Annotated in this window: 22 protein-coding genes; 14 read left to right on the forward strand and 8 right to left on the reverse strand. The window is 73.4% G+C overall.

Going from position 1 to position 24,619, the window contains the following annotated elements; all coding sequences use genetic code 11:
• Nucleotides 1-8: 8 nt before the first annotated feature.
• Both I003_RS0102105 and I003_RS0102110 read right to left on the reverse strand, forming a co-directional pair.
• Nucleotides 9-2,120, reverse strand: a complete 2,112-nt coding sequence (locus I003_RS0102105; RefSeq protein ID WP_027769973.1) for a prolyl oligopeptidase family serine peptidase — start codon at nt 2,118-2,120, stop codon at nt 9-11.
• Between the two features lie 84 nt (nt 2,121-2,204).
• A complete protein-coding gene (locus I003_RS0102110) occupies nt 2,205-2,390 on the reverse strand; it encodes a hypothetical protein (protein ID WP_027769974.1) in 186 nt (61 codons plus the stop codon).
• Between the two features lie 590 nt (nt 2,391-2,980).
• Between I003_RS0102110 and I003_RS0102115 the strand changes: the two genes are divergently transcribed.
• The 4 genes from I003_RS0102115 to I003_RS0102130 all read left to right on the forward strand — a co-directional run bounded on the left by I003_RS0102115 (nt 2,981) and on the right by I003_RS0102130 (nt 7,790).
• Nucleotides 2,981-3,955 (forward strand): aldo/keto reductase, encoded by a 975-nt coding sequence (locus I003_RS0102115; RefSeq protein WP_027769975.1) that lies wholly within the window; start codon nt 2,981-2,983, stop codon nt 3,953-3,955.
• Nucleotides 3,956-4,089: 134 nt separating this feature from the next.
• The gene (locus I003_RS0102120) at nt 4,090-5,214 is read left to right on the forward strand and encodes an MFS transporter (RefSeq protein WP_027769976.1); all 1,125 of its coding nucleotides are present in this window, start codon (nt 4,090-4,092) and stop codon (nt 5,212-5,214) included.
• Between the two features lie 70 nt (nt 5,215-5,284).
• The gene (locus tag I003_RS0102125; RefSeq protein WP_027769977.1) at nt 5,285-5,998 is read left to right on the forward strand and encodes a response regulator transcription factor; all 714 of its coding nucleotides are present in this window, start codon (nt 5,285-5,287) and stop codon (nt 5,996-5,998) included.
• Nucleotides 5,988-7,790, forward strand: coding sequence for a sensor histidine kinase (locus I003_RS0102130; protein WP_027769978.1), 1,803 nt, complete (start codon nt 5,988-5,990; stop codon nt 7,788-7,790). Before I003_RS0102125 ends, I003_RS0102130 begins: the two co-directional genes overlap by 11 nt.
• A gap of 115 nt (nt 7,791-7,905) precedes the next feature.
• Here the strand turns inward: I003_RS0102130 and I003_RS0102135 are convergent, their stop codons facing one another.
• Nucleotides 7,906-9,066, reverse strand: a complete 1,161-nt coding sequence (locus I003_RS0102135; RefSeq protein ID WP_027769979.1) for a serine hydrolase domain-containing protein — start codon at nt 9,064-9,066, stop codon at nt 7,906-7,908.
• Nucleotides 9,067-9,307: 241 nt separating this feature from the next.
• Here I003_RS0102135 and I003_RS0102140 point away from each other — a divergent pair, with 241 nt between their 5' ends.
• The 6 genes from I003_RS0102140 to ung all read left to right on the forward strand — a co-directional run bounded on the left by I003_RS0102140 (nt 9,308) and on the right by ung (nt 14,727).
• Nucleotides 9,308-10,132, forward strand: a complete 825-nt coding sequence (locus tag I003_RS0102140) for a HipA family kinase (protein ID WP_027769980.1) — start codon at nt 9,308-9,310, stop codon at nt 10,130-10,132.
• Nucleotides 10,129-10,521, forward strand: a complete 393-nt coding sequence (locus tag I003_RS0102145; RefSeq protein ID WP_027769981.1) for a DUF3037 domain-containing protein — start codon at nt 10,129-10,131, stop codon at nt 10,519-10,521. The genes I003_RS0102140 and I003_RS0102145 overlap by 4 nt, the downstream gene beginning before the upstream one ends.
• 164 nt (nt 10,522-10,685) lie before the next feature.
• The gene (gene fabG, locus I003_RS0102150; protein WP_027769982.1) at nt 10,686-11,444 is read left to right on the forward strand and encodes a 3-oxoacyl-ACP reductase FabG; all 759 of its coding nucleotides are present in this window, start codon (nt 10,686-10,688) and stop codon (nt 11,442-11,444) included.
• A gap of 17 nt (nt 11,445-11,461) precedes the next feature.
• Complete coding sequence (locus tag I003_RS0102155; RefSeq protein ID WP_027769983.1) at nt 11,462-12,244, forward strand: SDR family oxidoreductase; 783 nt, start codon at nt 11,462-11,464, stop codon at nt 12,242-12,244.
• A gap of 128 nt (nt 12,245-12,372) precedes the next feature.
• Entirely contained in the window at nt 12,373-13,953 is a 1,581-nt protein-coding gene (locus I003_RS0102160) for an ABC transporter substrate-binding protein (protein ID WP_027769984.1), read from the forward strand.
• A 93-nt stretch (nt 13,954-14,046) separates the two neighbouring features.
• Nucleotides 14,047-14,727 carry a uracil-DNA glycosylase gene (gene ung, locus I003_RS0102165; RefSeq protein ID WP_027769985.1) on the forward strand — a complete coding sequence of 227 codons (681 nt, stop codon included), beginning with the start codon at nt 14,047-14,049 and terminating at the stop codon, nt 14,725-14,727.
• A gap of 61 nt (nt 14,728-14,788) precedes the next feature.
• Here the strand turns inward: ung and I003_RS0102170 are convergent, their stop codons facing one another.
• Nucleotides 14,789-15,262, reverse strand: coding sequence for a hypothetical protein (locus tag I003_RS0102170; RefSeq protein WP_027769986.1), 474 nt, complete (start codon nt 15,260-15,262; stop codon nt 14,789-14,791).
• 509 nt (nt 15,263-15,771) lie between these two features.
• On the opposite strand from I003_RS0102170, the gene I003_RS0102175 reads away from it, so the two are divergent.
• Both I003_RS0102175 and I003_RS0102180 read left to right on the forward strand, forming a co-directional pair.
• Nucleotides 15,772-16,674 carry a Gfo/Idh/MocA family protein gene (locus tag I003_RS0102175; protein WP_027769987.1) on the forward strand — a complete coding sequence of 301 codons (903 nt, stop codon included), beginning with the start codon at nt 15,772-15,774 and terminating at the stop codon, nt 16,672-16,674.
• Nucleotides 16,675-16,780: 106 nt separating this feature from the next.
• On the forward strand, nt 16,781-17,917 hold the full coding sequence (locus I003_RS0102180; protein ID WP_027769988.1) for a CapA family protein: 1,137 nt from the start codon (nt 16,781-16,783) through the stop codon (nt 17,915-17,917).
• Nucleotides 17,918-17,965: 48 nt separating this feature from the next.
• Here the strand turns inward: I003_RS0102180 and I003_RS0102185 are convergent, their stop codons facing one another.
• Together I003_RS0102185 and I003_RS0102190 are read right to left on the reverse strand one after the other, a co-directional pair.
• Nucleotides 17,966-18,835: an undecaprenyl-diphosphate phosphatase gene (locus I003_RS0102185; RefSeq protein ID WP_027769989.1), complete on the reverse strand. Its 870-nt coding sequence runs from the start codon at nt 18,833-18,835 to the stop codon at nt 17,966-17,968.
• 47 nt (nt 18,836-18,882) lie between these two features.
• Nucleotides 18,883-19,698, reverse strand: coding sequence for a VTT domain-containing protein (locus tag I003_RS0102190; protein WP_027769990.1), 816 nt, complete (start codon nt 19,696-19,698; stop codon nt 18,883-18,885).
• 430 nt (nt 19,699-20,128) lie between these two features.
• Here I003_RS0102190 and tuf point away from each other — a divergent pair, with 430 nt between their 5' ends.
• Together tuf and I003_RS0102200 are read left to right on the forward strand one after the other, a co-directional pair.
• The gene (gene tuf, locus I003_RS0102195) at nt 20,129-21,298 is read left to right on the forward strand and encodes an elongation factor Tu (RefSeq protein WP_027769991.1); all 1,170 of its coding nucleotides are present in this window, start codon (nt 20,129-20,131) and stop codon (nt 21,296-21,298) included.
• A 103-nt stretch (nt 21,299-21,401) separates the two neighbouring features.
• Nucleotides 21,402-22,265 carry a fused MFS/spermidine synthase gene (locus I003_RS0102200; protein ID WP_027769992.1) on the forward strand — a complete coding sequence of 288 codons (864 nt, stop codon included), beginning with the start codon at nt 21,402-21,404 and terminating at the stop codon, nt 22,263-22,265.
• Here I003_RS0102200 and I003_RS0102205 read toward each other — a convergent pair.
• Together I003_RS0102205 and I003_RS0102210 are read right to left on the reverse strand one after the other, a co-directional pair.
• Nucleotides 22,196-23,590 (reverse strand): MFS transporter, encoded by a 1,395-nt coding sequence (locus tag I003_RS0102205; protein ID WP_027769993.1) that lies wholly within the window; start codon nt 23,588-23,590, stop codon nt 22,196-22,198. The genes I003_RS0102200 and I003_RS0102205 overlap by 70 nt on opposite strands.
• Before the next feature lie 51 nt (nt 23,591-23,641).
• Nucleotides 23,642-24,577: a DUF8017 domain-containing protein gene (locus I003_RS0102210; protein ID WP_027769994.1), complete on the reverse strand. Its 936-nt coding sequence runs from the start codon at nt 24,575-24,577 to the stop codon at nt 23,642-23,644.
• Nucleotides 24,578-24,619: the final 42 nt, after the last annotated feature.

The raw sequence follows: 24,619 nt of genomic DNA on the forward strand, positions 1-24,619 counted from the left end.
CAGCGCCCTCATACGTACGCCGGAGGGCCGGCGTTCAGCTCCCGCCGCAGAAACGCCAGCTCGAACCAGAGGAGATTCTCGGCGATCGCGTCGTCGGAGATCATGTGCGACGCGCCGGGCACCGGCAGCACGCTGTGCGGCCGGCCCGCGGCCAGCAGCTCGGCGGACAGCCGCAGGGTGTGGGCCGCGACGACGTTGTCGTCGGCGAGGCCGTGGACGAACAGCAGGGGCCGGCGCAGCCGGTGGCCGAGGCCCACGAGGGACGACCGGTCGTAGTGCCCGGGATGCTTCTCGGGGTGCCCGAGGAAGCGCTCCTGGTAGTGCGTGTCGTACAGCCGCGCGTCGGTGACGGGCGCGCCCGCGATGGCGGCGTGGAAGACGTCCGGCCTGGTGAGCACCGCCGCCGCGGCGAGGAAACCGCCGAACGACCATCCGCGGATGCCGACCCGGTCCAGATCGAGGTCCGGGTGGCCGGCCGCCGCCGCCTGCAGCCCCCGTACCTGGTCGGCGACGGCCGTGTCCCGTTTGTCGCCGGTGTTCAGCCGCTCCCACGACGGCGCGCCGGGCGTGGCCCGCCCGTCGGTGACCAGCACCGCGAACCCCTGTTCCGCGAACCACTGCGAGACCAGCGTCCACCACCCGCGCGCCGGAACCGCCAGCCGCAGCCCCGGCCCGCCGTACGGGTCGAGCAGCACCGGCAGCGGGCCGTCGCCGGGGGTGTGCCACGAGGGCAGGAAAAGGTTGCTGCACAGCCCGTCGGGCCCGTCGAGCCGACGCGGGCGGGGCCGGATCGACGGTTCCTCGGCGTGGGAGACCAGCGCCGCCGCCGGCCGCCCCGCTGCCAGCACCCGCGTCGCCGGCCCGGCGGACGTCACGCTCTCCAGGACCGTCGTCCCGCCGCCGGCCGCCGCCGTGTGGTGCCCCGGCTCGTCGGTCAGCGGCGTGCAGCCGGCCCCCGGTTCGTACGACCACACATGCCGCTCCGTCGGGTTCTCCGCCGCCGTGAACAGCACCCGCTCTCCCGCGACCCCGAGCACGGCGCGCACCTGCAGCCCGGCGGGCGTGACGGGCTCGCCGTCGCGGACCAGGCGGTACGTGTCCGTGGCGGTGTCGTTCGTGACCCGCAGCAGCGCGCCCGACGCGGACCTGGCCGGGGCCCCCGGCACGAGCCGGGTCCAGTGCGCGTCGCGCGTCTCGGCCAGCACGCGGGTCTCCCCGGTGTCCGGGGCGGCGGCGAGCGTGAGCAGGGTGCGCTGGTCGCGGCTCTGCACACCGAGGAGCGGGCCGTGGGCGTCCCACCGGACGGTGGCCAGGTACTCGTACGCCGTCCGGTCCCACCGCACCTCGGTACGGCGGCCGGCCAGCGTGACCACGTGCAGGGAGACGTCCGCGTTGGCCGTGCCGGCGACGGGATAGCGCACGGTACGCGGCTCGGCCGCCGGGTCGGCGGGGTCGGCGAGGTGCCAGCGCTGCACGCCGGATTCGTCCACGCGTGCGACGAGCAGCGCCCCGCCGTCGGGGGCCCACCAGTGGCCGCGGTCGCGGTGCATCGACTCGGCGGCGACGTGCTCGGGCAGCCCGTAGGTCACGTCCGGACCCTCGGGCGCCGCGAGGAGCCGGTCTTCGCCGCCCTCGACGGAAACGGCGTGCAGTGCACCCCCGGTGACGTACGCGACGAAGGCACCGTCGGGAGAGACGCGCGGATCGACGGCGGGCCCGGCGGTGGGCAGCCGGAACGGTGCCGAGCCGTCGGTGCGTACCGCCCACACCTCGCCGGCCAGCGCGAACACCGCGAGCCGGACGGCGGAATCCGTGGCGTACGAGGTGACCCCCGCCGTCCGCGTCCGCGCCCGCTCCCGCCGCACCCGCTCCGCCTCCGGCTCCGCCCCGCCGCGCACCAGCCCGGCGGGATCCGCCAGCTCGCGCTCCACACCCCCCTCGTACAGCCACAGCCGCGCCACGGCGTCCGTACCGCTCCCGGTACGCAGGAACAGCACGCGCTCACCGTCGGGCGAGACGGTCGCGCCGTGGGGCAGGCCCAGCGTGAACTTGCGGGTACGGGCGAGGTGGCGGGGGAACTCGGGCGCGCGGTGTGCGTTCATGACCGAGACCATGCCCATAGATCGGCCGCCGCCGCCAGAGGGAGATCCCGGCGGCGGTCCGGAACGCGCCCGGCGGGCGCCGGGGCGGGCGCGTACCCGCCCTCAGGGCGGCGACGCCGGGCACGCCGCGCCGGTGCGCGTCAGGCGGCTGGGGCGGTACCACCCGCCGCCGCTGTCACCGGGGCAGGCGTCGTGGCCCACGACGCGGATGCAGCCGTTGCCGACGACGCCGTCGACCGTGCCGCAGTCGTTGCCGTTCTCCGGGTTGAACCGGGCGGACAGGCACACGATCTGCCCGTTCTGGATGCCGGACTCGCTCGTCCTTCTTGCCGCAGTGGCCGGCCGTGATCGCGAACTTCCGCTTCGGGTGGTCGTTCTCGTAGGCCGTGAAGCCGAGCGAGCAGCCGTTGCTGGGTCTCGTCACCGCGATGCCGCCGCGCAGCGGCTTGCTGCACGTGGCCCGCGAGCCGCAGACCTCGTCGACGACCGGGAGCCCAACGGGTCAGTGGTGCCGCGCGGCCTGAGCCGGAAGGTCTCCTGGAACGCCCGGACGGCCCCGAGTCGTCCCGCGGAGGTGCTCCTTCCGGCACTGTCCCCGCCGCCGTCGTCCCAGACGGCCGCACTGGCCGGCGTCAGGTACAGCGCGCCGCCGACGGTTCCCCCTGCCGCTGAAAGCACGAGGATCGTCCACCAAGTACCCCGCCTCCTGGCCATGCCGTCCCTGCCGTCCGGGCCCTCACCCGGGCCGCCACCCGGGCGTACGTCCGTCGGGGTGAGCCGGGCGCGCGCCTCCCCGGGCCCCGTGGCGCCGTGGGCTAGGCAGGCGGTGTGAACTTCCCTTCGGCAGGTAGATGTTCCCTCTTTCGCGGGAGGCGGCCTTGAGGCACACCACGCTGGGCAGGACCGGTATGAAGGTGTCCCGCGTGGCGTTCGGCACCTGGCAGCTCGGCGGGGACTGGGGCGGCTTCGCGGAGGAGGAGGCGACAGCCGCGATCCGCCGGGCACACGAGCAGGGGGTCACCTTCTTCGACACCGCCCAGGCTTACGGGTTCGGCGCGTCGGAACGACTTCTCGGCGACGCTCTGCGGACGGAGCTCGGCAGGAACCGCGACGAACTCGTGATCGCCACCAAGGGCGGGCTGCGCCGGACGGACACCGGCATCGCCCGCGACGCCCGCGCCGAGACGCTGCGCGCGGCCGTGGACGCCAGCCTGACGGCGCTCGGCGTCGACTACATCGACCTCTACCAGATGCACTGGCCCGACCCGAACGTGCCCGTCGCCGAGACCGCCGGTGCACTGGGGGAGATGGTCGACTCGGGCAAGATCCGGCATGTCGGTGTGTCCAACTACAGCACCGCGCAGATGTCCGCGTTCGCCGAGACCCTGCCGGTGGAGACATTGCAGCCGCCGTACCACCTGTTCCGCCGCGAGGCTGAGGACGCGCTCCTGCCCTACGCGCGCCGGAACGACATCGGCGTTCTGGTCTACGGGCCGCTTGCCCACGGCCTGCTGACCGGGACGCTCGACGAGAACACCGTCTTCCCCGCCGACGACTGGCGCAGCAGGAGCAGCGTGTTCCGCGGTGAGATCTACCGCCGCAACCTCGCCGTCGTACGGGAACTGCGGGAGTTCGCGACCGCCCGCGGCATGTCCGTCGGCCAACTGGCCCTCGCATGGACGCTGGCGCATCCGGCCGTGCACGTGGCCATCGTCGGCACCCGCAACCCCCGGCACGTCGACGAGAGCCTCGCGGCAGCCGACCTCTCCCTGAGCACGGACGACCTCGCCGGCATCGACAGGATCACCGCCGCGGCCACCCCGGTCCCGGGCCCTTCCCCCGAAGGAATGTGATGGCCGGCCGCGGGGCCGAGGCCGCCGTTCCGGGCACGGGTGACAGGTGAAGCGTGGCCGATCGCGAGGTTCCCCACCGTCCGCGAACCTTCCGGCCGGGATATCTGGCGGCGGCCGGTGTCTTCGCGGCGGGCATGCTCGGCACGACGTTGCCGACCCCGCTGTACGGGCTCTACCGGCAGCAGATCGGCTTCTCCGAGCTGATCGTCACGGTGGTCTACGCCGTCTACGCGCTGGGTGTCATCGTCGTCCTGCTGGCGGCCGGCGACTTCTCCGACATCCTGGGCCGGCGGCCGGTCCTGCTGTGTGCCGCGGGTCTGGCCGCGGGAAGCGCCCTGTGCTTCGTGTTCGAGGACGGGCTGCCTCTGCTCTTCGCCGGCCGGGTCCTCTCCGGCTTCTCCGCCGGCCTGTTCAGCGGCACGGCCACCGCGGCCGTCCTGGACCTCGCGCCGCCGGAGCGCCGCTCGCGCGCCGCCTTCGCGGCGACGGCCGCCAACATGGGCGGCCTCGGCCTCGGCCCCCTCGTCTCCGGCATCCTGGCCGAGTACGCCCCCGAGCCGCTGACGCTTCCGTTCCTCGTCCACCTGTCTCTCATGGCGGTCGCCGCCGCGGTCATCCGGATGCTTCCGGAGACGGTGCACCGCGCCCGTCCCCGGCCCGCCCTGCGCCCTCAGGGCATGACGATCCCTCCTGCCGTCCGCGGCGTGTTCGTGCCCTCCGCGCTGGCGGCCTTCGCCGGCTTCTCCGTGCTGGGGGTGTTCACCGCGGTCGCCCCGGACTTCATGGAGACGGTGCTGGGCGTACACGACCTCGCCGTGGTCGGCGCCGTCGTCTTCGCCGTCTTCTGCGCCTCGACCGGGGGGCAGTTGCTCATGGGGCGCGTCGGCCCGGTCAAGGCCCTCCCCCTGGGCTGCGTGGTGCTCGTCCTGGGACTCCTGGCCATCGGGGCCTCGCTGCTGGCGGAGTCGCTGCCGGTCCTCGTCGTCGGCGCCGTCACCGGCGGTGTGGGACAGGGCCTGTCCTTCCGCGCGGGACTGACCATGGTCGGCGCGGCGGCGCCGGAACTGCGGCGGAGCGCGACGCTCTCGGCGTTCTTCGTCTTCGCGTACGTGGGCATCTCGCTGCCGGTGGTCGGGGTCGGGGCCCTGACGCTGGAACTGGGGGTGCGCGACGCCGGGTTGGTGTTCGCCGGTTGCGTGATCCTCCTCGTCTCCGCGGTGGCCGCCTACCTGAGGCTGCGGCCTCCCGCGGTCGGCTGACCCGCCCGCCGGGGACGGCGGTGGGCCTCGTTCTCATGGTGGATTCAGGTACGTGCGGCAGACTCCCGCCATGCCAGCTCGCATCCTGGTCGCCGAGGACGATCGCAAACAGGCGGACCTGATCCGCCGCTACCTCGAACGCGACGGACACGAGGCCACCGTCGTGCACGACGGCAGGGCCGCCATCGACCGGGCCCGGCGATGCACGCCGGACATGCTGGTGCTCGACCTGATGCTCCCGGCGATCGGCGGTCTGGACGTGTGCCGGACCCTGCGGTCCGAACGGGACGTTCCGATCATCATGCTCACCGCGCGTGCCGGTGAGGACGACCTCTTACAGGGCCTGAGGCTGGGCGCGGACGACTACCTCACCAAGCCGTACCGGCCGCGCGAGCTGCTCGCCCGGATCCACGCGGTGCTGCGCCGCACCGCCCGGGCCGCTCGCGCGGAACCGGAGCGCTACCGGGTCGGCGGTCTGGTCATCGACCCCGTACGCCACCAGGTCGAGGTCGACGGCGTACCGGTGCACACGACGCCGGCCGAGTTCACCCTGCTCGCCAGTCTGGCCGCCGCGCCGGGACGGGCGTTCACCCGGCAGCTCCTTCTGGAGCGCGTCGGCGGGTTCGGCCGGGAGGTGACCGGCCGCACCATCGACATGCACGTGATGAATGTGCGCCGCAAGATCGAGCCGGCGCCCACCCGGCCGCGATACCTGCTCACCGTGTACGGCATCGGCTACAAGCTGGCCGACCTCCCACAGGGCGGGAGCGGGGATGCGCCGTAAGAAGCAGCGCGGTCTGCTGCTGAGGCTGCTCGGTCTCTCGCTCACGGTCGCGACGCTCGCCATCACCGCCACCGCGCTGCTCGTCACCTACGGCACGGGCGCCCAGACACGGGACGAACCGGCCGGCGGCACTTCCCTGCCGGCCACCGACGGCCACATCCTCGACGCGCTGTACACCTACGCCAACGAGCACCCCCGCTGGGACGGCGTCGATTCCCTCGTGCGCGACCTTGCGACGGACACCGGACGGCGTATCGCCCTCACCGATGCGGACGGCAGGACGATCGCGGACTCGGCGCTGCTCCTCGGCGGCCGGCGCGCCGGACTGCCACCGGCGCCCGCGGCCCGGATCGACGCATCCGCCGAGCCCGCCCCGGACATCACCGCGGTGGCCACGGTCGTCGCCAGGGGACCCGGAAGAGAGCTCGGGTTCTACGGCTGGCAGCTCACCGGGGAGGAGCGGCGACAGCGGCGGGCCCTCGCCGAGGAAGCGGTGGAATGCGCGCGCCGCACCGGCACGGGAGACGGACGCACCCTGCACCGTGCCGACGGCCCGGGCGGGGGCGGCCGGGGCGATGCAAAGGCTCCGGACCCGGCGGACCCGTGCGTCCCCGCGGCGCTGTTCGCGCCGTCGGCGGCCGACCGCCGCCTCCAGGCCGAGATCGCCGAGCGGGCCGCCGCCTGCCTCGACGAGCGCGACCTCCCGTACGTGGTCGAGGACGGCACCGTCCGGCCCGTCACCGCGAAGAGCCCGGAGTGGACAGAGTGTGCGGACACCGCACGGGCCGAGGCGAAGCGGCCCTACGTCGCCGCACCCGCCGATCTGTACCTCGGTGAGAGCGACCGGTTCGACCCGTTCTCCCGGGAGGGCCGGTGGCGGACGGCCACGACCGCCGCCACCGTGCTGCTCGTCACCGCCGCGGTCACGGCCCTGGCCGGCAGGCGCGTGGTCCGCCCGGTCCGCATGCTGACCCGTGCCGTCCGGCGGATGGCGGCGGGCGACCACACGGCCAGAGTCCCGCAGGTGCGCGGTAATGACGAGCTCACCCGGCTCGCGGACGCCTTCAACACCATGGCCGCCTCGATCGACACCGCCCACCGGCGGCACAGGACGATGGTGGGGGACGTCGCCCACGAACTGCGTACCCCTCTCGCGAACGTCCGCAGCCACCTCGAAGCGGCCCAGGACGGCGTCCTCCCGCTCGACCCCGGCCTCATCCGCTCCCTCATCGAGGAGTCCGCTCTGCTCGAACGGCTGGTCGCGGACCTGCAGGACCTCGCTCTCGCCGACGCCGGCATGCTGCGCATCCACCCCGAGGAGACCGACGCGACCGACATCGCCGGGCAGGCCGTCGCGGCACACCGCGCCGCCGCCCGGGCGTCCGGAGTGGACCTGCGCCTCACCGCGACCGGGCCCGTCCCCGTGCACGCCGATCCGGTCCGGCTGCGCCAGGCGCTGGGCAACCTCGTCTCCAATGCGGTCCGCCACACGCCCGGCGGATCGGTGGAGGTCACCGTGGACGGGCACGAGGACGACGGGCACCGGGACACGGTGACGCTCATCGTCGCCGACACCGGCTGCGGCATCGCCCCCGAGCACCTGCCCCACGTCTTCGACCGGCTCTACCGTGCCGACCCCTCCCGCAGCCGAACCACCGGCGGCGGCCTGGGCCTCGCCATCGTCACCCACCTGGTCGAGGCCCACCACGGCACCATCGAGGTCACCAGCACTCCCGGCACCGGCTCGGCGTTCACCATCCGGCTCCCGCGCAGGGCCGGCCCGTGTGCCTGACCCGGGGCCCGCGCCGGTGCCCGACCGTCAGGGAGGGGGCCACCGGCGCGGCCCACGGGCCGTCCCCGCGCACCGGCGCGTCGGCCGGCTTCGCACAGTACGGTCCCGCAGGCGGTCAGGCGGTGATGAGAGCGCGGGCCTTGTCGCTGACGGGTTCTGCCGAGTCGGCGTAGTTGCACAGCACCGCCGCGACCCAGCCGGACTCGGGGAACCACTCGATGTTGTTGCTCGCCCCCTGGAAGCCGCCGTTCTTCGCGTAGGACCACTGGCCGTTGGTGAGGCGGGCGGTCATCCCGTAGGCCGCGAACCTGTCGTTGTCCAGGGACAGCGGGAGCTTCGGGCCGGAGACGAGCCGGGCGCCGGCATGGTCGAGGAGCGTCCTGCCGTCCTGGAAGGCGTGCGCGAAGCGGATCATGTCCGGTGCGCTGGCGAACGCGCCGCCCGCCGGTGTGCCGATCAGGAGGTTGTCGTCGATGATGTCGACGTGTTCTCCGTCCCGCAGTGCGTAGGGGTGGGCGACGCGCCGGTCGGCGACGATCTCGGGCTGGGTGAAGAAGTCGCTGCTGTCCATGTGTGCCGCGGTGAAGAGGTGCTCACGCATGGAGTCGTAGTAGGACCGTCCGGTCACCTGCGCCACGATCGCGCCCAGGATGACGAAGCCCGCGTTGCTGTAGGTCTCCCCGGTGCCCGGCGTGAACTCCGGCTTCAGCGCCCGTACGGCCGCCATGACGCCGTCCCAGAACTCCTCGACCGTGTCCCAGTTCTTCGCCTCCTCGAAGAACTCGGGGGTGTGGAAGTCGCCGAGGCCGGAGGTGTGGGTGAGCAACTGATGGACGGTGACGTGCTGTGCGACCTCGTCCGGGAAGCCGTCGAGGTAGGAGCCGACCGTGCCGCCATAGGCCACGTCTCCCCGCGCGGCGAGCCGGGCGATCGCGACGGCGGTGAACGCCTTGGCGATGGAGCCGAGCACGAAGACGGTGTCCGGTCCGTTGGGGATCCGCCGTGCCTTGTCCGCCCAGCCGTGGGAGAGGGACAGCACCGTCGCGCTCCGGTGGGTCAGCAGGACGGTGCCGGAGAACCTGTCCTCCGCGGCCATCCGGGCGATGTACCGGTCGAGTTCGCCGCCCGGCCGCAGGGTGCGGGGTATCTCGCCCCAGCCGGACGAGCCGTCGGCGTGGGATGAGCCGGCCGCGGTCAGTACGCCGCCGGCGGCCAGCGGGGCGGTGCCCAGCGCGGCCAGAAGGGTGCGGCGGGTCGATGTGGGGTGTTCGGTCATGGAGTCGGCTCCCTTTCGGAGATCACGGTCGGCGGGGAGCCTGCCAGGGGCCGGTCAGGATCCGGTCAGGAAACCGGACCGCGCGGGAAGCGGCCGACGACCGCGCGGGACGTGCCGCTCGGGCACGGGCGCAGGCGGCGGCAGTCATTACGCTCGGTTACTATGCTCCCTTCATGCCGGAGGCCGGTAGCGCAGCCCTCCACTGTCGATTCCAAGGTTGAAGAGCTGGATGGCCTGAGAAATGCTGCAAAAAATCACTGCGACCCGCTATGTCACACCTCTGCGTGAAGGCGGGTCGCTCCCCGGCGTCGTCGAGGCGGACGACCTCGGCACGTACGTCATGAAGTTCACCGGTGCGGGGCAGGGCCGCAAGGCGCTGGTCGCCGAGGTGGTCAGCGGGGTTCTGGCGCGGCGGCTGGGGCTGAGGGTGCCGGATCTGGTCGGGCTCCAGCTCGATCCGGTCATCGGGCGCTCCGAGCCGGACGAGGAGGTGCAGGCGCTGCTCAAGGCCAGCGGAGGGCTCAACCTCGGCATGGACTTCCTGCCCGGCTCGCTGGGCTTCGACCCGCTGGCCTTCCGGGTCGACGCCCCGGAAGCCGGCCGGGTGGTGTGGTTCGACGCGCTGGTCGGCAACGTCGACCGGTCGTGGCGCAATCCCAACATGCTGGTCTGGCACGGTGATCTGTGGCTCATCGACCACGGCGCCACTGTGATCTGGCACCACAACTGGCCCTCCGCCCCGGCCGCCGCCGACAAGCCGTACGACGCCTCCGACCACGCGCTCGCCCCCTTCGGCCCGGATGTGGCCGCCGCGGCGGCGGAGCTGGCGCCGCGGGTGACGGCCGAGTTGCTGGCCGAGGCGGTCGCCGAGGTGCCGGACGAGTGGCTGGAGGATGAGCCGGGGTTCGGCTCGCCGGCGGAGGTGCGTGCCGCGTACGTCGAGACGCTGGCCGCCCGGGCGCCGCGGGTGCACGAGCGGATCGTCATCGGCGAGCGCAGTGCGGACAGGCCGTCGAAGGCGCCGGGGTGGCTCAAGGCCAAGCCGGGGCGGAGGGGGACGCGATGAGCGGGCGCGAGGTCTTCGAGTACGCGCTGCTGCGCGTCGTGCCGCGGATCGAACGCGGTGAGCAGATCAACGCCGGGGTGCTGGTGTACTGCCGGGCGCACTCGTACCTGTGCGCGCGCATCTACCTCGACGAGCGCCGTCTGCTCGCGCTCGACCCCGAGGCCGACGTCGTGGGCGTACGGGCCGCGCTCGGCGCGGTGGAGGAACTGGGCTGCGGCGGTACGCGGGCCGGACAGGCGGCCGGGGACGACGCGGGGCGGCGCTTCCGCTGGCTCGTCGCACCGCGCAGCACGGTGGTTCAGCCGGGGCCGGTGCACTCGGGGCTGACCGAGGACCCGGAGGCGGAGGCGGAGCGGCTGCTGGGGCTGCTGGTGCGCGAACTCGTGTGACCCGCGGTACGCGCCTGGGCGTACCCGCGCACGTGCACCCCGCCGCGGGCCCCGTTGACACGGCGGGGCCGGACTCCTAGCGTCACCTGCCGTACCTACTAAGCGGTTGCTCACCGATCGTCGGGCGGCATCCCGGCTCCAGCCAGCGCGAGGAGAACACCAGCATGTCCACCACCGGAAGGGTCGCGATCGTCACCGGCGCCGCGCGCGGCATCGGCGCCGCCACCGCCGTCCGCCTGGCCCGCGAGGGGCGGGCCGTCGCCGTGCTCGACCTCGACGAGGGCGCCTGCGCAACGACCGTCGCGGAGATCACCGCGGCCGGCGGCACCGCGCTGGCGGTCGGCTGCGACGTCTCCGACGCCGCCGCCGTCGAGGCCGCCGTCGAGCGCGTCGCCGCCGAGCTCGGCCCGCCCGTCGTCCTGGTCAACAACGCCGGGGTGCTCCGCGACAACCTGCTGTTCAAGATGAGCGACGACGACTGGGACACCGTCATGAGCGTGCACCTGCGCGGTGCGTTCCTGATGTCCCGGGCCTGCCAGAAGCACATGGTCGACGCCGGCTTCGGCCGGATCGTCAACCTCTCCAGCAGCTCCGCGCTCGGCAACCGCGGCCAGGCCAACTACTCCGCCGCCAAGGCGGGACTGCAGGGCTTCACCAAGACCCTCGCCCACGAGCTGGGGAAGTTCGGCGTCACCGCCAACGCGGTCGCGCCCGGCTTCATCGCCACCGACATGACCGCCCAGACCGCCGCCCGGGTCGGCATGGACTTCGACGACTTCCAGGCCGCGGCCGCCTCCCAGATCCCCGTGCGGCGCGTCGGCCGGCCCGACGACGTCGCCGGCGCCATCGCCTTCTTCACGGGTGAGGACGCCGGCTTCGTCTCCGGCCAGGTGCTGTACGTGGCCGGCGGGCCGCTCGACTGAGGCCGGGGGACGAGGACATGACGCAGCAGGAGAGCGCCGGCGCGCCGGAGGCCGCGGACAGCGGGCGGGTCGCCCTGGTCACCGGGGCCAGCCGGGGTATCGGCTACGGCATCGCGGAAGCCCTGGTGGCACGCGGCCACCGGGTGTGCATCACCGGCCGCGGCGAGGAGGCGCTGCAGGACGCCGTGGCGCGTCTCGGTGCCGGCCGCGCGATCGGCGTACCGGGCAAAGCCCACGACGAGGACCACCAGGCCGAGGCGGTGGCCCGCACCGTGGCGGCGTTCGGCCGGGTGGACTACCTGGTCAACAACGCCGGCACCAACCCCGTGTTCGGCCCCATCGCGGACGTCGACCTGAACGCCGTGCGCAAGGTCTACGAGACCAACGTGCTGTCCGCCCTGGGCTTCGCCCAGCAGACGTACAAGGCGTGGCAGCGCGACCACGGTGGCGCGATCGTCAACGTCTCCTCCGTCGCCGGGCTCTCGGCGTCGCCGTTCGTGGGTGCGTACGGTATGAGCAAGGCCGCGATGATCAACATGACCCTGCAGCTCGCGCACGAGTTCGCGCCGGCGGTGCGGGTCAACGCCATCGCGCCGGCCGTGGTGAAGACGAAGTTCGCGGTCGCGCTGTACGAGGGCCGCGAGGAGGAGGCCGCCGCCGGCTATCCGCTGGGCCGGCTCGGGGTGCCCGAGGACATCGGCGGCGCCGCCGCGTTCCTCCTCTCCGACGAGGCGGGCTGGATCACCGGGCAGACGCTCGCCATCGAGGGTGGGATTTTCCTCAACGCGGGGTGGAGCTGAACCGGGAGTCACCGACACCTCACGCGTTCCTCCGGGTCATAGCGCTGTCCCGGGGGATCCGTGATCCACCAACCGTGGGGTAGGGTCTGCGCACCCCATCGAACAGGTGCAAGGAGGGGGACAAGCACGTGTTCTTCCGGTCGGGCCCGCGGCGGATCGCCGCGGTGCTGATACCCGTCTCATTGCTGGTCGGCTGCGGCACTCTGTCGGCGTCCGGCGACGATGAGCGGCACATAGACGTGGGTACGACGAGCGCGCCCAGCACGCTCGACCCGGCAGCCGCCTGGGACGGAAGCTGGGAGCTGTACCGGAACGTCTACCAGACGCTCATGCACTACGCCGGCACCAGTACGGTCCCGCAGCCCGACGCGGCCAAGAGCTGCGGCTTCACCGGTGCCGACAGCCGCACGTACCGCTGCAGGCTGCGCGAGGGCCTCACGTTCTCCAACGGCAACCCGCTCGACGCCGCGGCCGTCAAGCACTCCTTCGACCGGGTCCTCGCCATCAACGCCGAGACCGGCCCCGCGGGACTGCTGGCGAGCCTGGAGAAGGTCGAGACCGAGGGCGACCGGACCGTCACCTTCCATCTCAAGCGGGCGGACGCCACCTTCCCCTTCATCCTGGCCGCACCGGCCACCTCGCTCGTCGACCCCGAGACGTATCCCGCGGACGAGCTGGCCGACGCCGGCACCCTCGTCGGCTCCGGTCCGTACACGCTCGCGTCGTACGAGAAGGGGTCGGTCGCCGAGCTGGAGCGCAACTCGGAGTACACGGGCGACGCGGAGTTGCGCAACGACTCCGTCAGCATCCACTACTTCGACGACTCCGACGCGATGACCGACGCCCTCAAGAAGGGCGACATCGACGTCACCTACCGCGGGCTGCCGCCGGACCGGGTGCCGGAGCTGGAGAAGACGGCCGACGAGAAGGGCACGATCGCCCTCAGCCGCGTGGTCATGCCGGAGATCCGCTACCTGGTCTTCAACCCCGAGCACGAGTACGCCGACAGCCTCGCCGTGCGGCAGGCCGTCGCCCAGGTGATCGACCGCGACGCGCTCGTACGCGAGGTCTACGGCCGCACGGCGGAGCCGCTGTACTCCATGATCCCGCGCGGCATCACCGGCCACACCACCCCGTTCTTCGACCGCTACGGCGATCCGGACCCCGAGGCCGCGGCGGCGACGCTGCAGACTGCGGGGGTCACCGAACCCGTGCCGCTGACGCTCTGGTACACCACCGACCGGTACGGCTCGGTGACGGCCCGGGAGTTCGAGGAGCTGGAGCAGCAGTTGGAGGAGACCGGCCTGTTCAAGGTCACGGTCAAGGGCCGCAAGTGGGAGCAGTTCGCCGCCGCGTACAACAAGGGCGAGTACCCGGTCTTCGGCCGCGGCTGGTCCCCCGACTTCCCCGATCCGGACAACTACATCGCCCCCTTCACCGGCGCGCAGAACGCCCTGGGCACGCCGTACGAGAACGCGGAGATCACCGACGAGCTGCTGCCGGCCTCGCGCAAGAAGGCGGACCGGGCCGGGGTGAACGAGCAGTTCTCGCGGGCGCAGGACATCCTCGCCGAGGACGCCCGGCTGCTGCCGCTGTGGCAGGCCCGGCAGTACATCGCCGCGGACGACGATGTCGCCGGGGTGGAGTGGAGCCTCGACGCCTCGACGATCATGCGGATGTGGGAGCTGTACAAGAAGACCAGTTGGTAGGGGCGTTGTCAGTGCCCGGCGGTACTCTCGGCTGCGCAACGACCCACTGAACGATCTTCTGCGCCGACCGGAGGTCCCTCACCCGTGTCCCCGATGCTGCCCCCGTCCTGGCAGGACGCCCTGGGCAAGGAGCTCGACAAGCCCTACTTCACGCGACTTGAGTCGTTCGTCGAGGAGGAGCGTGCCCGCGGGCCCGTCTACCCGCCGCGCGAGGAGGTCTTCGCGGCCCTCGACGCCACACCGTACGACAGCGTGAAGGTGCTCGTCCTCGGCCAGGACCCGTACCACGGGCCGGGGCAGGGACACGGGCTGTGCTTCTCCGTGCGGCCGGGGGTGCGCACTCCGCCTTCCCTGCGCAACATCTTCAAGGAGCTGCGCGACGACCTCGGCCACCCGGTCCCGGACAACGGGTATCTGATGCCGTGGGCGAAGCAGGGCGTGCTCCTGCTGAACGCGGTGCTGACGGTGCGCGAGGGCGAGGCGAACTCCCACAAGGGCCAGGGCTGGGAGGAGTTCACCGACGCGGTGATCCGCGCCGTGGCGGAGCGGTCCGACCCGGCGGTGTTCGTGCTGTGGGGGGCGTATGCGCGCAAGAAGCTGCCGCTCATCGACACCGCCCGGCACGTCGTGGTCCAGGGGGCGCACCCGTCGCCGCTGTCGGCCAAGAAGTTCTTCGGCTCGCGGCCGTTCTCGCAGATCGACGAGGCGGTGGCCGCGCAGGGGCACGCGCCGATCGACTGGCGCGTCCCGGATCTGGCGGCGGCCGGGGACTGAAGCCCGGCGGGGGACACCGCCGCGGGTGCGGGCCGGGGCCCGGGTACGGCCGGGCGTACGCCTAGCGCTCGAAGTAGTCCGCGCAGGCCGCCGCCTCCCGGCTGCCGGGTGCCCAGCGGCCGTAGTCCCCCGCGATCCCGCACACATCGACGGCCCCGCCGGCCCCCTCGGCCGGCGGCGGCGCGGCCGGCTGCGCGGTACGGGCCGGGCGGACCCGTTCTGGCTTCGGGGCCCGCGTCGGTGGCGCCGCGGGCGTCCCGTCCGGGGCCGTGACCTCCGGCTCCGCCGCGCCCGCGGATGATGCCGGCGCCGGCGTCACGTGCCGCCGCCGCGGTACCGGACCGATCGTCGACAGTTCCTCGCGCCCCGGCAGCGGCGACGCGGCGGGCCCGGACGCGGCAGGAGCGGCTTGGCCGGCACCCGGGCCGTGGCGGGTCCCGGTACCGGGGTCGGGGGAGACGGAGACGCAGCCGGTGACGGCGGCGAGTGTCGTGAGGCCGGTCAGCAGGGCACCGGCCGCGGGAGTGGAGTGCACCCGGCCACACTGGTGCGTCCGGCGCCGCTGCGGTACTCCCCGCAGGAGTGACGCGCGCCGCGCGAAGTTGCCGCGTGGGCCCGCCGGTCAGCCGCCGGGCATGCCGCGCAGCAGGCCGTCGAGGACGGCGTCCCCACCCACCACGCCGTCGCCGACCCCGCGGCCGTCATCGAGGCCCCGGCGCGCTGCACCCGCGATCGCCTGGCGCGCACCAGTGCCGCGGCGGTGCGCTCCGGCCGCTCCGGCCGGCGGATCAATCTGACCGGCCCGCTCGCCGTCCGCACCCGCAACGCCCCTGATTCGCGGTGCGGGGCTGCTGGGCCCCCGCACCGTGCTGCGCACGTTCGGCGGAAGCGCGGACCGGCAGCCGCCCGGCGACGGCGCCGGTCCGGGCGGCCCGTATGCTTCCCCCGCACAGGCGGTGCCCTGACGCGTGTTCTCCTGCGGCCAGGGCGGACCACGGGCCAACGGTGCGGACGGGAGCAGACATGACCACGGGTGCCATGCCCCTGAAGACCGGCGTGATCGGGCTCGGCGACATCGCGCAGAAGGCGTATGTGCCGGTGCTCGCCTCACTTCCCGGCGTCGAGCCCCACCTGTACACCCGCACCCCCGCCACCCTCGCCCGCGTCGCCGCCGCCCACCGCATCCCGCCCGCCCACCGCCACGGCGGCCTCGACTCGCTGCTCACCGCCGGCCTCGACGCCGCGTTCGTGCACGCGCCGACCTCCGTGCACGTCGAACTGGTCACCGCGCTGCTGGAGGCGGGCATACCCGTCTACGTCGACAAGCCGCTGGCGTACGACCTGGCGGGCGCCGAACGCCTCGTGCGCCTCGCCGGCGAGCGCCGCGTCTCGCTGATGACCGGCTTCAACCGCCGCCACGCGCCGGGCTACGTGCAGTGCCTGGAGCACCCGCGTGACCTGATCATCCTGCAGAAGCACCGGGCCGGGCTGCCCGAGGACCCCCGCACGATGGTCTTCGACGACTTCATCCACGTCGCGGACACGCTGCGCTTCCTGGCGCCCGGCCCCGCCGAGCACGTCGATGTGCGCTCCCGCGTCCGCGACGGGCTGCTGCACCACGTCGTCCTGCAGTTGTCCGGCGACGGCTTCACCGCCATCGGCGCGATGAACAGGCTGTCGGGCTCCGCCGAGGAGATCCTGGAGGTGTCCGGCCAGGACGCCAAGCGCGAGGTCCGCAACCTCGCCGAAGTGGTGGACCACAAGGGCCAGCCCAGCGTGCGGCGGCGCGGCGACTGGGTGCCGGTGGCCCGCCAGCGCGGCATCGAGCAGGCCGTGCTGGCGTTCTTGGACGCGGTGCGTACGGGGAAGCTGCTGAGCGCCGAGGACGCGCTCGCCACCCACGAGCTGTGCGAGCGGATCGTCCGCGCGGTGGTCCGGGCGGGTTGATTCCGCCACCCGTACGCATTACACCCCCGAGGTGTTAAGCAGAAAATCATAAGAAAAGCGGCAAGCTGGTTCCCGTTCGTGCTCCTACCGTACGAAGGGGGCGCCCATGCCCCGGCGCCGCATCCGGCTCTCCGTAGCCGCAGGCACCGCTTCCGTGCTCGCCGCCGCCGCGGCGCTGCTCGCCGCGGGCTGCACACCCGCCGAGCGGTCCGCCGCCACCGCCGCCGCGGGTCCCGAGCCCGGTACCCGCCCGTTCACGCTGCTGGCCACCGGCGACGTCATCCCCTACCCCTCGATCATGACGCAGGCGGCCGACGACGCGGGGGGAGAGGACTACGACTTCCGCCCCATGTTCGCCGCCGTCGCGCCCACCGTCGCCGCCGCGGACGTCGCGCTGTGCCATCTGGAGACCCCGCTCGGACCGCCGGAGGGCCCGTTCACCGGCTACCCGTCGTTCCAGTCCCCGCCCGGCCTCGCCGCCGCCCTGCGTGACGTCGGATACGACGGCTGCTCCACCGCCTCCAACCACGCGCTCGACTCCGGCACCGACGGCGTACGCCGCACCCTGGACGCCCTCGACGCGGCCGGTCTGCACTACGCCGGCACCGCCCGCACCCGCGCGGAGTCCAACCGCCCCGCCCTGCTGCGCGCGGGCGGCGCGCGGGTCGCCCACCTCTCGTACACCTACGGCAGCAACGCCGGCGTCCCCGCGGACGCACCCTGGTCCCTCCGCATCCTCGACCCCCGCCGCGTCGTCGCCGACGCCCGCGCCGCCCGCCGTGCCGGGGCCGACGTGGTCGTCGTCAGCGCGCACTGGGGGACCGAATGGCAGCAGGAGCCCGACCTCGCCCAGCGGCGGCTCGCCGACCGGCTGACCCGGTCGCGCAGCGGCGGGCGCAAGGACATCGACCTGATCATCGGCACGCACAACCACGTGCCGCAGCCGTACGAGAAGATCAACGGCACCTGGGTCGTCTACGGCCTCGGCGACCAGGTCGCCAGCTTCATCCCGTCGATGTACCGCGGGAACGAGGGCTCCGCCGCCCGCTTCACCTTCACCCCCGCCCGCGACGGCTGGCGGGTGACCCGCGCGGAGTTCCTGGCCCAGCACTCGGAGACCGGCCCGCCGTTCCGGGTGGTGCCCGCGGCTCCGGAGACCTACCCGGACGTCCACGCGCGGGTGCGCGCCGCCGTCCTCAGCCGCGGGGCGGCGGAGGACGGCCTGAGGGAGGCGTCGTTCTGACGGTCCCGGTACGGCTCCGGCCCCGGGCCGGGGGCGGCGCCGGCCGGGTCAGTGCGCCGTTTCGCCGGCGTCCGGCTCCAGGGCGCCGGCCGCGACCAGGGCGAAGATCAGGATGCCCAGCAGCACGCGGTAGATCACGAAGGGGGCGAAACTGCGGGTCGTGATGAACTTCATGAACCATGCGATGACGGCGTATCCGACGACGAAGGCGATGACCGTGGCGGCCACGGTTGCGCCCCAGTTCATGTGCGTCGCTCCCGGAACCTTCCGCAGCTCGAAGAGCCCGGAGGCGAGCACCGCGGGGATGGCGAGCAGGAACGAATACCGGGCCGCGGCCTCGCGGCTGTAGTTCAGGAACAGACCGCCGGTGATCGTCGCACCCGAGCGCGAGACGCCCGGCACCAGCGCGAGCGACTGGGCGAGGCCGAACAGCAGCCCGTCGCGGGTGTTGAGGTCCGCCAGTTCCTTGCGCTTCACCGCCGCGCGGTGCCGGCCGCCGCCGGTGGAGGCGCGCCAGTCGGCGAAGCCGAGGACCAGGCCCATCACGATGAGCGTGGTGGCGATCAGCCGCAGATCGCGGAACGGGCCCTCGATCGACTCCTGGAAGGTCAGCCCCAGCACCCCGATCGGGATCGAGCCGACGATGACCAGCCAGCCCATCTTGGCGTCGTGGTCGGATCGCATCGCCTTGTTCGTCAACGAGCGGCACCAGGCGGAGACGATGCGTGCGATGTCCTTGCGGAAATAGATCAGCACGGCGGTCTCCGTGCCGATCTGGGTGATCGCGGTGAAGGCCGCGCCCGGGTCCTTCCAGCCGGCGAAGGCCGCCGTCAGCCGGAGGTGGGCGCTGGAAGAGATCGGCAGAAATTCCGTCAGCCCCTGGACGAGTCCGAGGATGACTGCTTCGAACCAGCTCATACGGGGCTGCACATGTCCTTGAGTTCGCCGACGGGTTGCAGGAGATGTTAAGGCCCCGGCATGAGGCGCGTGGCCCCAGGGTCGGCTGCGGCCACAGCCGCGGTGCGCACGGTGGGATCTGCCGCGGGAACGGCGGAAGAGATCACTCCGCCCGGGGCCCGCCGGCGCCCGTACCGCCGGCGGCGGCGCATGGCGACCGCGGCCCCGCCCGCCATGCTGGCGACGATGAATCCGAGGGCGGCGAGGAAGACGGGGGAGAGCGGGTCGGAGGCGCGGCTGCCCGCGATCACGTACGCGGCGGTGTTCGGCACACAGCCCACCGCGGTGGCCACCAGGAACGGTGTCCAGTTCATCCGGGAGACGGCCGCGGCGTAGTTCACGCCCGCGAACGGCACACCGGGGAAGGTGCGCAGCACCAGCATCGAGCGGAAGCTGTGCCGGCTGAGCTGCCGGTCGGCCGCCGTCAGCAACCGCCCGCGCAGCAGGGGACGCAGCGCGTCCTGGCCGAGCAGCCGGCCGATCCCGAACGCGACGCCCGCGCCCAGTACCGTGCCCGACACCGAACCGGCCAGGCCCGCCTGGGCGCCGAAGAGCGTGCCGGAGGCGAGGTTGAGCAGCGGACGGGGTACGAGGGCCGCGGTGCACAGCCCGTACGCCACGGCGAAGACGAGCACCGCGGACAGGCCGGTGAACTGCGGTGGCAGACCGTCGGCCAGCAGCCGGTGCGGCCGCCACACGACGGCCACGGCCACCGCGGCGGCGAGGAGGGTGAGGAGCAGCCCGAGCCGGGTGCGCGGGGACAGCAGAACCCGGCCGCAGCGTACGGCGCGGCCGACGGCGGGCGCCTCGGCGGGTTCGGGCACGGTTGGAGCCTAACCGACGGGGCCGCACCTGCACCGTGACGTGCCCCTCAACTCCCGCCGCCGCTCCGGCGCTCACGGCACACCGGTCCCTCGCCGCCCCGTGGCCCCCACGACCCCGTTGTCGGACGGGCAGGCCGCCTCCGACCCGACGGGGGCGCCGGGGCCACGGGCGCCCGGCCGAAAACCGTTCGACGGGCGAGGGCTCCGTGCCCGATCATGGTGCACATGTTCCGGTACGCCTTCCTCGCGCACACGTCCGCAGCCGCGGACGCGCTGAAGGCTGTGCCGGCCGCACTCGCGGCAGGTGCGGCAACCGCAGCCGACGGCGCCCGAATCCGCCCCTTCCCGTGATCGCTCCAGCGGACCCCAGCGGGGGAGGGCCGGTCGGGCCCGGGGTCCGCGCAGCCACTGCGATCCGCGAGGAAGAACCATGCCCAAGCAGGCGTACGTGCGCACGAAGCCGCACGTCAACATCGGCACGATGGGGCACGTCGACCACGGCAAGACGACGCTGACGGCCGCGATCACCAAGGTGCTCAGCGAGCGCGGCACCGGCACCTTCGTCCCGTTCGAGCGCATCGACCGGGCGCCGGAGGAGGCGGTGCGCGGCATCACCATCACCATCGCGCACGTCGAGTACGAGACGGCGACCCGCCACTACGCGCACGTCGACATGCCCGGCCACGCCGATTTCGTGAAGAACATGGTCACGGGCGCGGCCCAGCTCGACGGCGCGATCCTGGTGATCTCCGCGGTCGAGGGCGTCATGCCGCAGACCGCGGAGCACGTGCTGCTCGCCAGGCAGGTGGGCGTCCGGCACGTGGTCGTCGCGCTCAACAAGGCCGACGCCGGCGACCCGGAGCTGACCGACCTCGTCGAGCTGGAGGTACGCGAGCTGCTGACCAAGCACGGCTACCCGGGAGAGGAGGCGCCCGTGGTCCGCGTCTCCGGGCTGCGTGCCCTCGCCGGCGACCCGGCGTGGACCGAGGCGATCGTGGACCTGCTCGACGCGGTCGACGCCTACGTGCCCATGCCCGAGCGGCACGTGGACGCGCCGTTCCTGCTGCCGGTGGAGAACGTGCTCACCATCACCGGCCGCGGGACGGTCGTCACCGGCGCCGTCGAGCGGGGCACGGTACGCGTCGGGGACCGGGTGCAGGTGCTCGGCGCGGACGTGGAGACGGTCGTCACCGGGCTGGAGACCTTCGGCAAGCCGATGGACTCCGCGCAGGCCGGCGACAACGTCGCGCTGCTGCTGCGCGGCGTCGCGCGTGACGCGGTGCGCCGCGGGCACGTCGTCGCCGCGCCGGGCAGCGTCGTCCCGCGACGGCGGTTCACCGCCGAGGTGTACGTGCTGTCCGCCGCCGAGGGCGGCCGGCGTACGGCCGTCTCGACCGGCTACCGGCCGCAGTTCTACATCAGGACCGCGGACGTCGTCGGCGATGTCGACCTCGGTGAGACCGCCGTCGCCCGGCCCGGTGACACCGTCGCGATGACGGTCGAGCTGGGCCGCGAGGTGCCGCTCGAAGTGGGGCTCGGCTTCGCGATCCGCGAAGGCGGCCGGACCGTCGGCGCGGGCACGGTCACCGCGCTTCACTGACGCGGTCCGGGCCGCACCAGGGCCCACCGCCGCCCGCCTTCCGTATCCGTGCATCGGCGCATCCGGGTACGGAAGGCGGGCCTCCTGCGTCAGAATGGCCGGTGTGGAGGAGCCCGTCCCCGTCGTCGCCGCCGTGGACGGCGGCACCGCGAGGCTGCTGCCGGACGTCGACCGCCCGCGCGCGTATCTGCTCACGGTCGAAGGCGCCCCGCAGTCGTACGTCGACCTCGACGACGCCACCTATCTGGAGTTCGAGTACGCCCGCCGCCTCGCGCACGTCGTGGACCTCGCCTTCCCGCCCGGCCGTCCGCTGGACACCCTGCACCTGGGCGGCGGCGCGCTGACCCTGCCCCGGTACGTGGCGGCGACCCGCCCCGGCTCCCGGCAGGAGGTCGCGGAGTCCGACCGCGGGATCATCGCCCTGGTCGCCGAGCACCTGCCGCTCCCGCCGGGCTCCGGCGTCGAGGTACGCGCCCTCGACGCCCGTGCCGCGCTGGAGCGGCGCCGTCCGGCGAGCTGCGACCTGGTCATCGCCGATGTGTACGGCGGCTCCCGGGTGCCGGCGCACGTCGCGTCACTGGAGTTCGCCGGCGCCGCCGCCCGTGCCCTGCGCCCGGACGGGGTGTACGTCGCCAACCTCGCCGACAGCGCCCCGTTCCGCTTCCTCGGCTCCCAACTGGCCACCGCCGCCGCCGTCTTCCCCGAGCTGTGCCTGATCGCCGAGCCCGCGGTGCTGCGGGGCCGCCGCTTCGGCAACATCCTCGTGGTCGCGGCGAAGCACGCCGCGGACGACTCCCCGCGGCTGCCGCTCACGGAGCTGGCCCGGCGCACCGCCGGCGACCCGTTCCCCGCACGCGTCGAGTACGGGCCGGCGCTGCGGCGGCTGACGGCGGGCGCTCAGCCGGTCACGGACGCCGACGCCGTGCCCTCGCCCGAGCCGCCGGACGGCGCCTTCACGATCGGCTGAGCCGTGCCCGCGGCGTCGCCCGCGCCGGAGGGGCCGGCCGCCGCGTGTTCCGTACGCCGCCGCAACCGCCGTACGTCCGGCACGCACAGCACCGCCGCGGTCAGCGCGACGACCAGCGCCGCGCAGCCCCACAGCGCCGCCGGCCGGCCCACCAGGTCCTGCAGCGGCCCGGCGAGCGCGGTCGCCACCGGGATCAGCGCGATCGAGCCGAGCCAGTCGTACGACGAGACCCGCGACAGCTTGTCCTCGGGGATCTCCTGGTGCAGCGCCAGCATCCAGGCCACCGCGAAGACCTCGACGCACAGGCCGGAGACGAACATCACCGCCGAGAGCCCCGCCACCGGCAGCGGCACCGCCAGCGCCGCGGCCGGCAGCGCGAGCGGGAAGACGCACAGCACCCCGGCGAGCAGGACCCGCCGCGGCTTCCACCGGGTCATCACCAGCGCACCGGCCAGCGTCCCGGCGGCGAAGGCACCCATCGCCAGTCCCCACGGCCCGGCGCCGCCGAGGTGCTCGCGGGCGACCAGCGGCCCGTAGACCGCCTCTGCCGCCCCCACCACCGCGTTGACGACCGCGAACTGGAGCACGATCGACCACAGCCAGGGCCGCCCGGTCACCTCCCGCCAGCCGACCTTCAGATCGTCGAGGATGCCGCCGCCGGGCTGCCGTTCGGGGATGCCGCTGACGTCGAGGAACGCCCGCAGCGCCGCGGCGACGGCGAACGCGCCCGCGTCCACTGCCAGCACCCACCCCGGCCCCGCCGCCGCGACCATGGCGCCGCCGAGCGCGGCCCCGCCGATGCCGGCGCCGTTGACGCCGACGCGGAACATGGCGAAGGCACGGCCCGCGTGCTCACCGGGAACCGACGAGAGCACCATGCCCTCGGCGGCGGGCGCGAAAAACGCGTGCCCCGTACCACCGACGGCGGAGAGCAGCACCATCTGCCACACGTGCGCCTCGCCGGCGATCACCAGTGCCGCGAAGACCCCCTGCGAGGCGCAGTTGACGGTGTTCGCGACGACCATCACCCGGTGCCGCGGTATCCGGTCGGCGACCGCGCCGCCGACGAGGACGAAAACGATGAGCGCCGTCGTCCGCGCGGCGGCCACCAGGCCGACGTCGGTGGCGGAGCCACCGGCTTCGAGCACTGCGAACGCCGAGGCGATGAGCGCGCCGGAGGCGCCGAGGTTGGTGATCACCGCGGCGAGGGAGAGCAGCGTGTAGTTGCGCCCCGCCCAGCGGCGGGGCGCCGGTACGGAAGCGGCTGCGGGGTCCCGTGCGGGATCCGGCGGGGAATCGGCGTCGGGTGCGGGTGGACGGGTCACCCGCGGACTATGCCGGGCCCGCCGGCCCGCTGCCAAACACATTCCGGGCGCTTACTCCTCCAGCGGGCGCAGGCTGTCCATGATCTTGGCGACGGTGTCGTCCGGAACCTCGTCCTTCACCCCGGTGTCGCTGTACAGGACCCAGGTGGCGAACTCGCCGTTGACGTCGGTGTAGGTGAAGGCGAAGATCTTGCCGTCCGCCGAGCACTTGGTCTCGCGCGGCACGCCGGTGACCGTCGCGGTGGCCATGTGCCCCTTCAGGCCGTGCTTGCTGCTGAAGGGCACCGGCTCGGTCTGCTTGACGGTCGCCTTCTTGCTGGTGTTGAAGGCGGCCTCGGCCCAGGCGCCCGCCTCGTTCTCGACGGCTTCCTTGGTGTTCTTCGCGCCGATGCCCCCCTTGGTGCCGGCGCCCGCGCGGCTGGCGTACTTGCAGATGCCGTCCTTGTAGAGCGCGGCACCCGTCATCGACACCAGCGGGCCGGAGTCGTCCTCGAAGCCGATGGTCATGGTCGGCGACTGCACCTCCCACTCCGGAGGCACGTCGTAGACGTTGTGACGCTTGGCGTTGTAGACGGCCTTCCAGCCGGAGACGACCGGTTCGATCTTCTGGTCGTCCGCGAGGCCCCGCGGGTTGTCGGCGTCGTCCTGCAGCACGGGCTTGTCCGACGGTGACGGAGAGGACGACGCGGAGGGTGAACCTCCGCCGCCGGGGCTCGCCTTGCTCCCGCCTCCGCCGTCGTCGTCGTCGAGGAGCGCTACGCCCGTCACGCCCGCCGCGGCGATCACGGCGACGGCGCCGATGACGGCGACGGCAGTGCGGGGGGTCATCCCGCTCTTCACGGGTACCGGAGCGCCGGGCGGCGCGGTTTGGCCCCACTGCTGCTGCTGTCCGTCGAAGCCCTGCGGGCCGTGCGGGGAGGGCTGTTGCTGGTGCGGGTTCGGCTGCTGCTGGTGCTGCTCGCCCCCGGGCTGCTGTCCTGGCCACATGCGGAACAACATAGCTGGCGAGAGGGAGTGGCCACACTTATT

The sequence above is a fragment of the Streptomyces sp. CNQ329 genome (assembly GCF_000482585.1).

Bases quoted from the DNA above. Each gene is read 5' to 3' on its own strand.
- I003_RS0102210 (WP_027769994.1), bottom strand. From the start codon at position 24,577: ATGTGGCCAGGACAGCAGCCCGGGGGCGAGCAGCACCAGCAGCAGCCG.
- I003_RS0102180 (WP_027769988.1), top strand. From the start codon at position 16,781: ATGCCCCGGCGCCGCATCCGGCTCTCCGTAGCCGCAGGCACCGCTTCC.
- I003_RS0102120 (WP_027769976.1), top strand. From the start codon at position 4,090: ATGCTCGGCACGACGTTGCCGACCCCGCTGTACGGGCTCTACCGGCAG.
- I003_RS0102105 (WP_027769973.1), bottom strand. From the start codon at position 2,120: ATGGGCATGGTCTCGGTCATGAACGCACACCGCGCGCCCGAGTTCCCC.
- I003_RS0102155 (WP_027769983.1), top strand. From the start codon at position 11,462: ATGACGCAGCAGGAGAGCGCCGGCGCGCCGGAGGCCGCGGACAGCGGG.
- tuf (WP_027769991.1), top strand. From the start codon at position 20,129: ATGCCCAAGCAGGCGTACGTGCGCACGAAGCCGCACGTCAACATCGGC.
- I003_RS0102135 (WP_027769979.1), bottom strand. From the start codon at position 9,066: ATGACCGAACACCCCACATCGACCCGCCGCACCCTTCTGGCCGCGCTG.
- I003_RS0102130 (WP_027769978.1), top strand. From the start codon at position 5,988: ATGCGCCGTAAGAAGCAGCGCGGTCTGCTGCTGAGGCTGCTCGGTCTC.
- I003_RS0102140 (WP_027769980.1), top strand. From the start codon at position 9,308: ATGCTGCAAAAAATCACTGCGACCCGCTATGTCACACCTCTGCGTGAA.
- I003_RS0102125 (WP_027769977.1), top strand. From the start codon at position 5,285: ATGCCAGCTCGCATCCTGGTCGCCGAGGACGATCGCAAACAGGCGGAC.
- I003_RS0102145 (WP_027769981.1), top strand. From the start codon at position 10,129: ATGAGCGGGCGCGAGGTCTTCGAGTACGCGCTGCTGCGCGTCGTGCCG.
- ung (WP_027769985.1), top strand. From the start codon at position 14,047: ATGCTGCCCCCGTCCTGGCAGGACGCCCTGGGCAAGGAGCTCGACAAG.
- fabG (WP_027769982.1), top strand. From the start codon at position 10,686: ATGTCCACCACCGGAAGGGTCGCGATCGTCACCGGCGCCGCGCGCGGC.
- I003_RS0102185 (WP_027769989.1), bottom strand. From the start codon at position 18,835: ATGAGCTGGTTCGAAGCAGTCATCCTCGGACTCGTCCAGGGGCTGACG.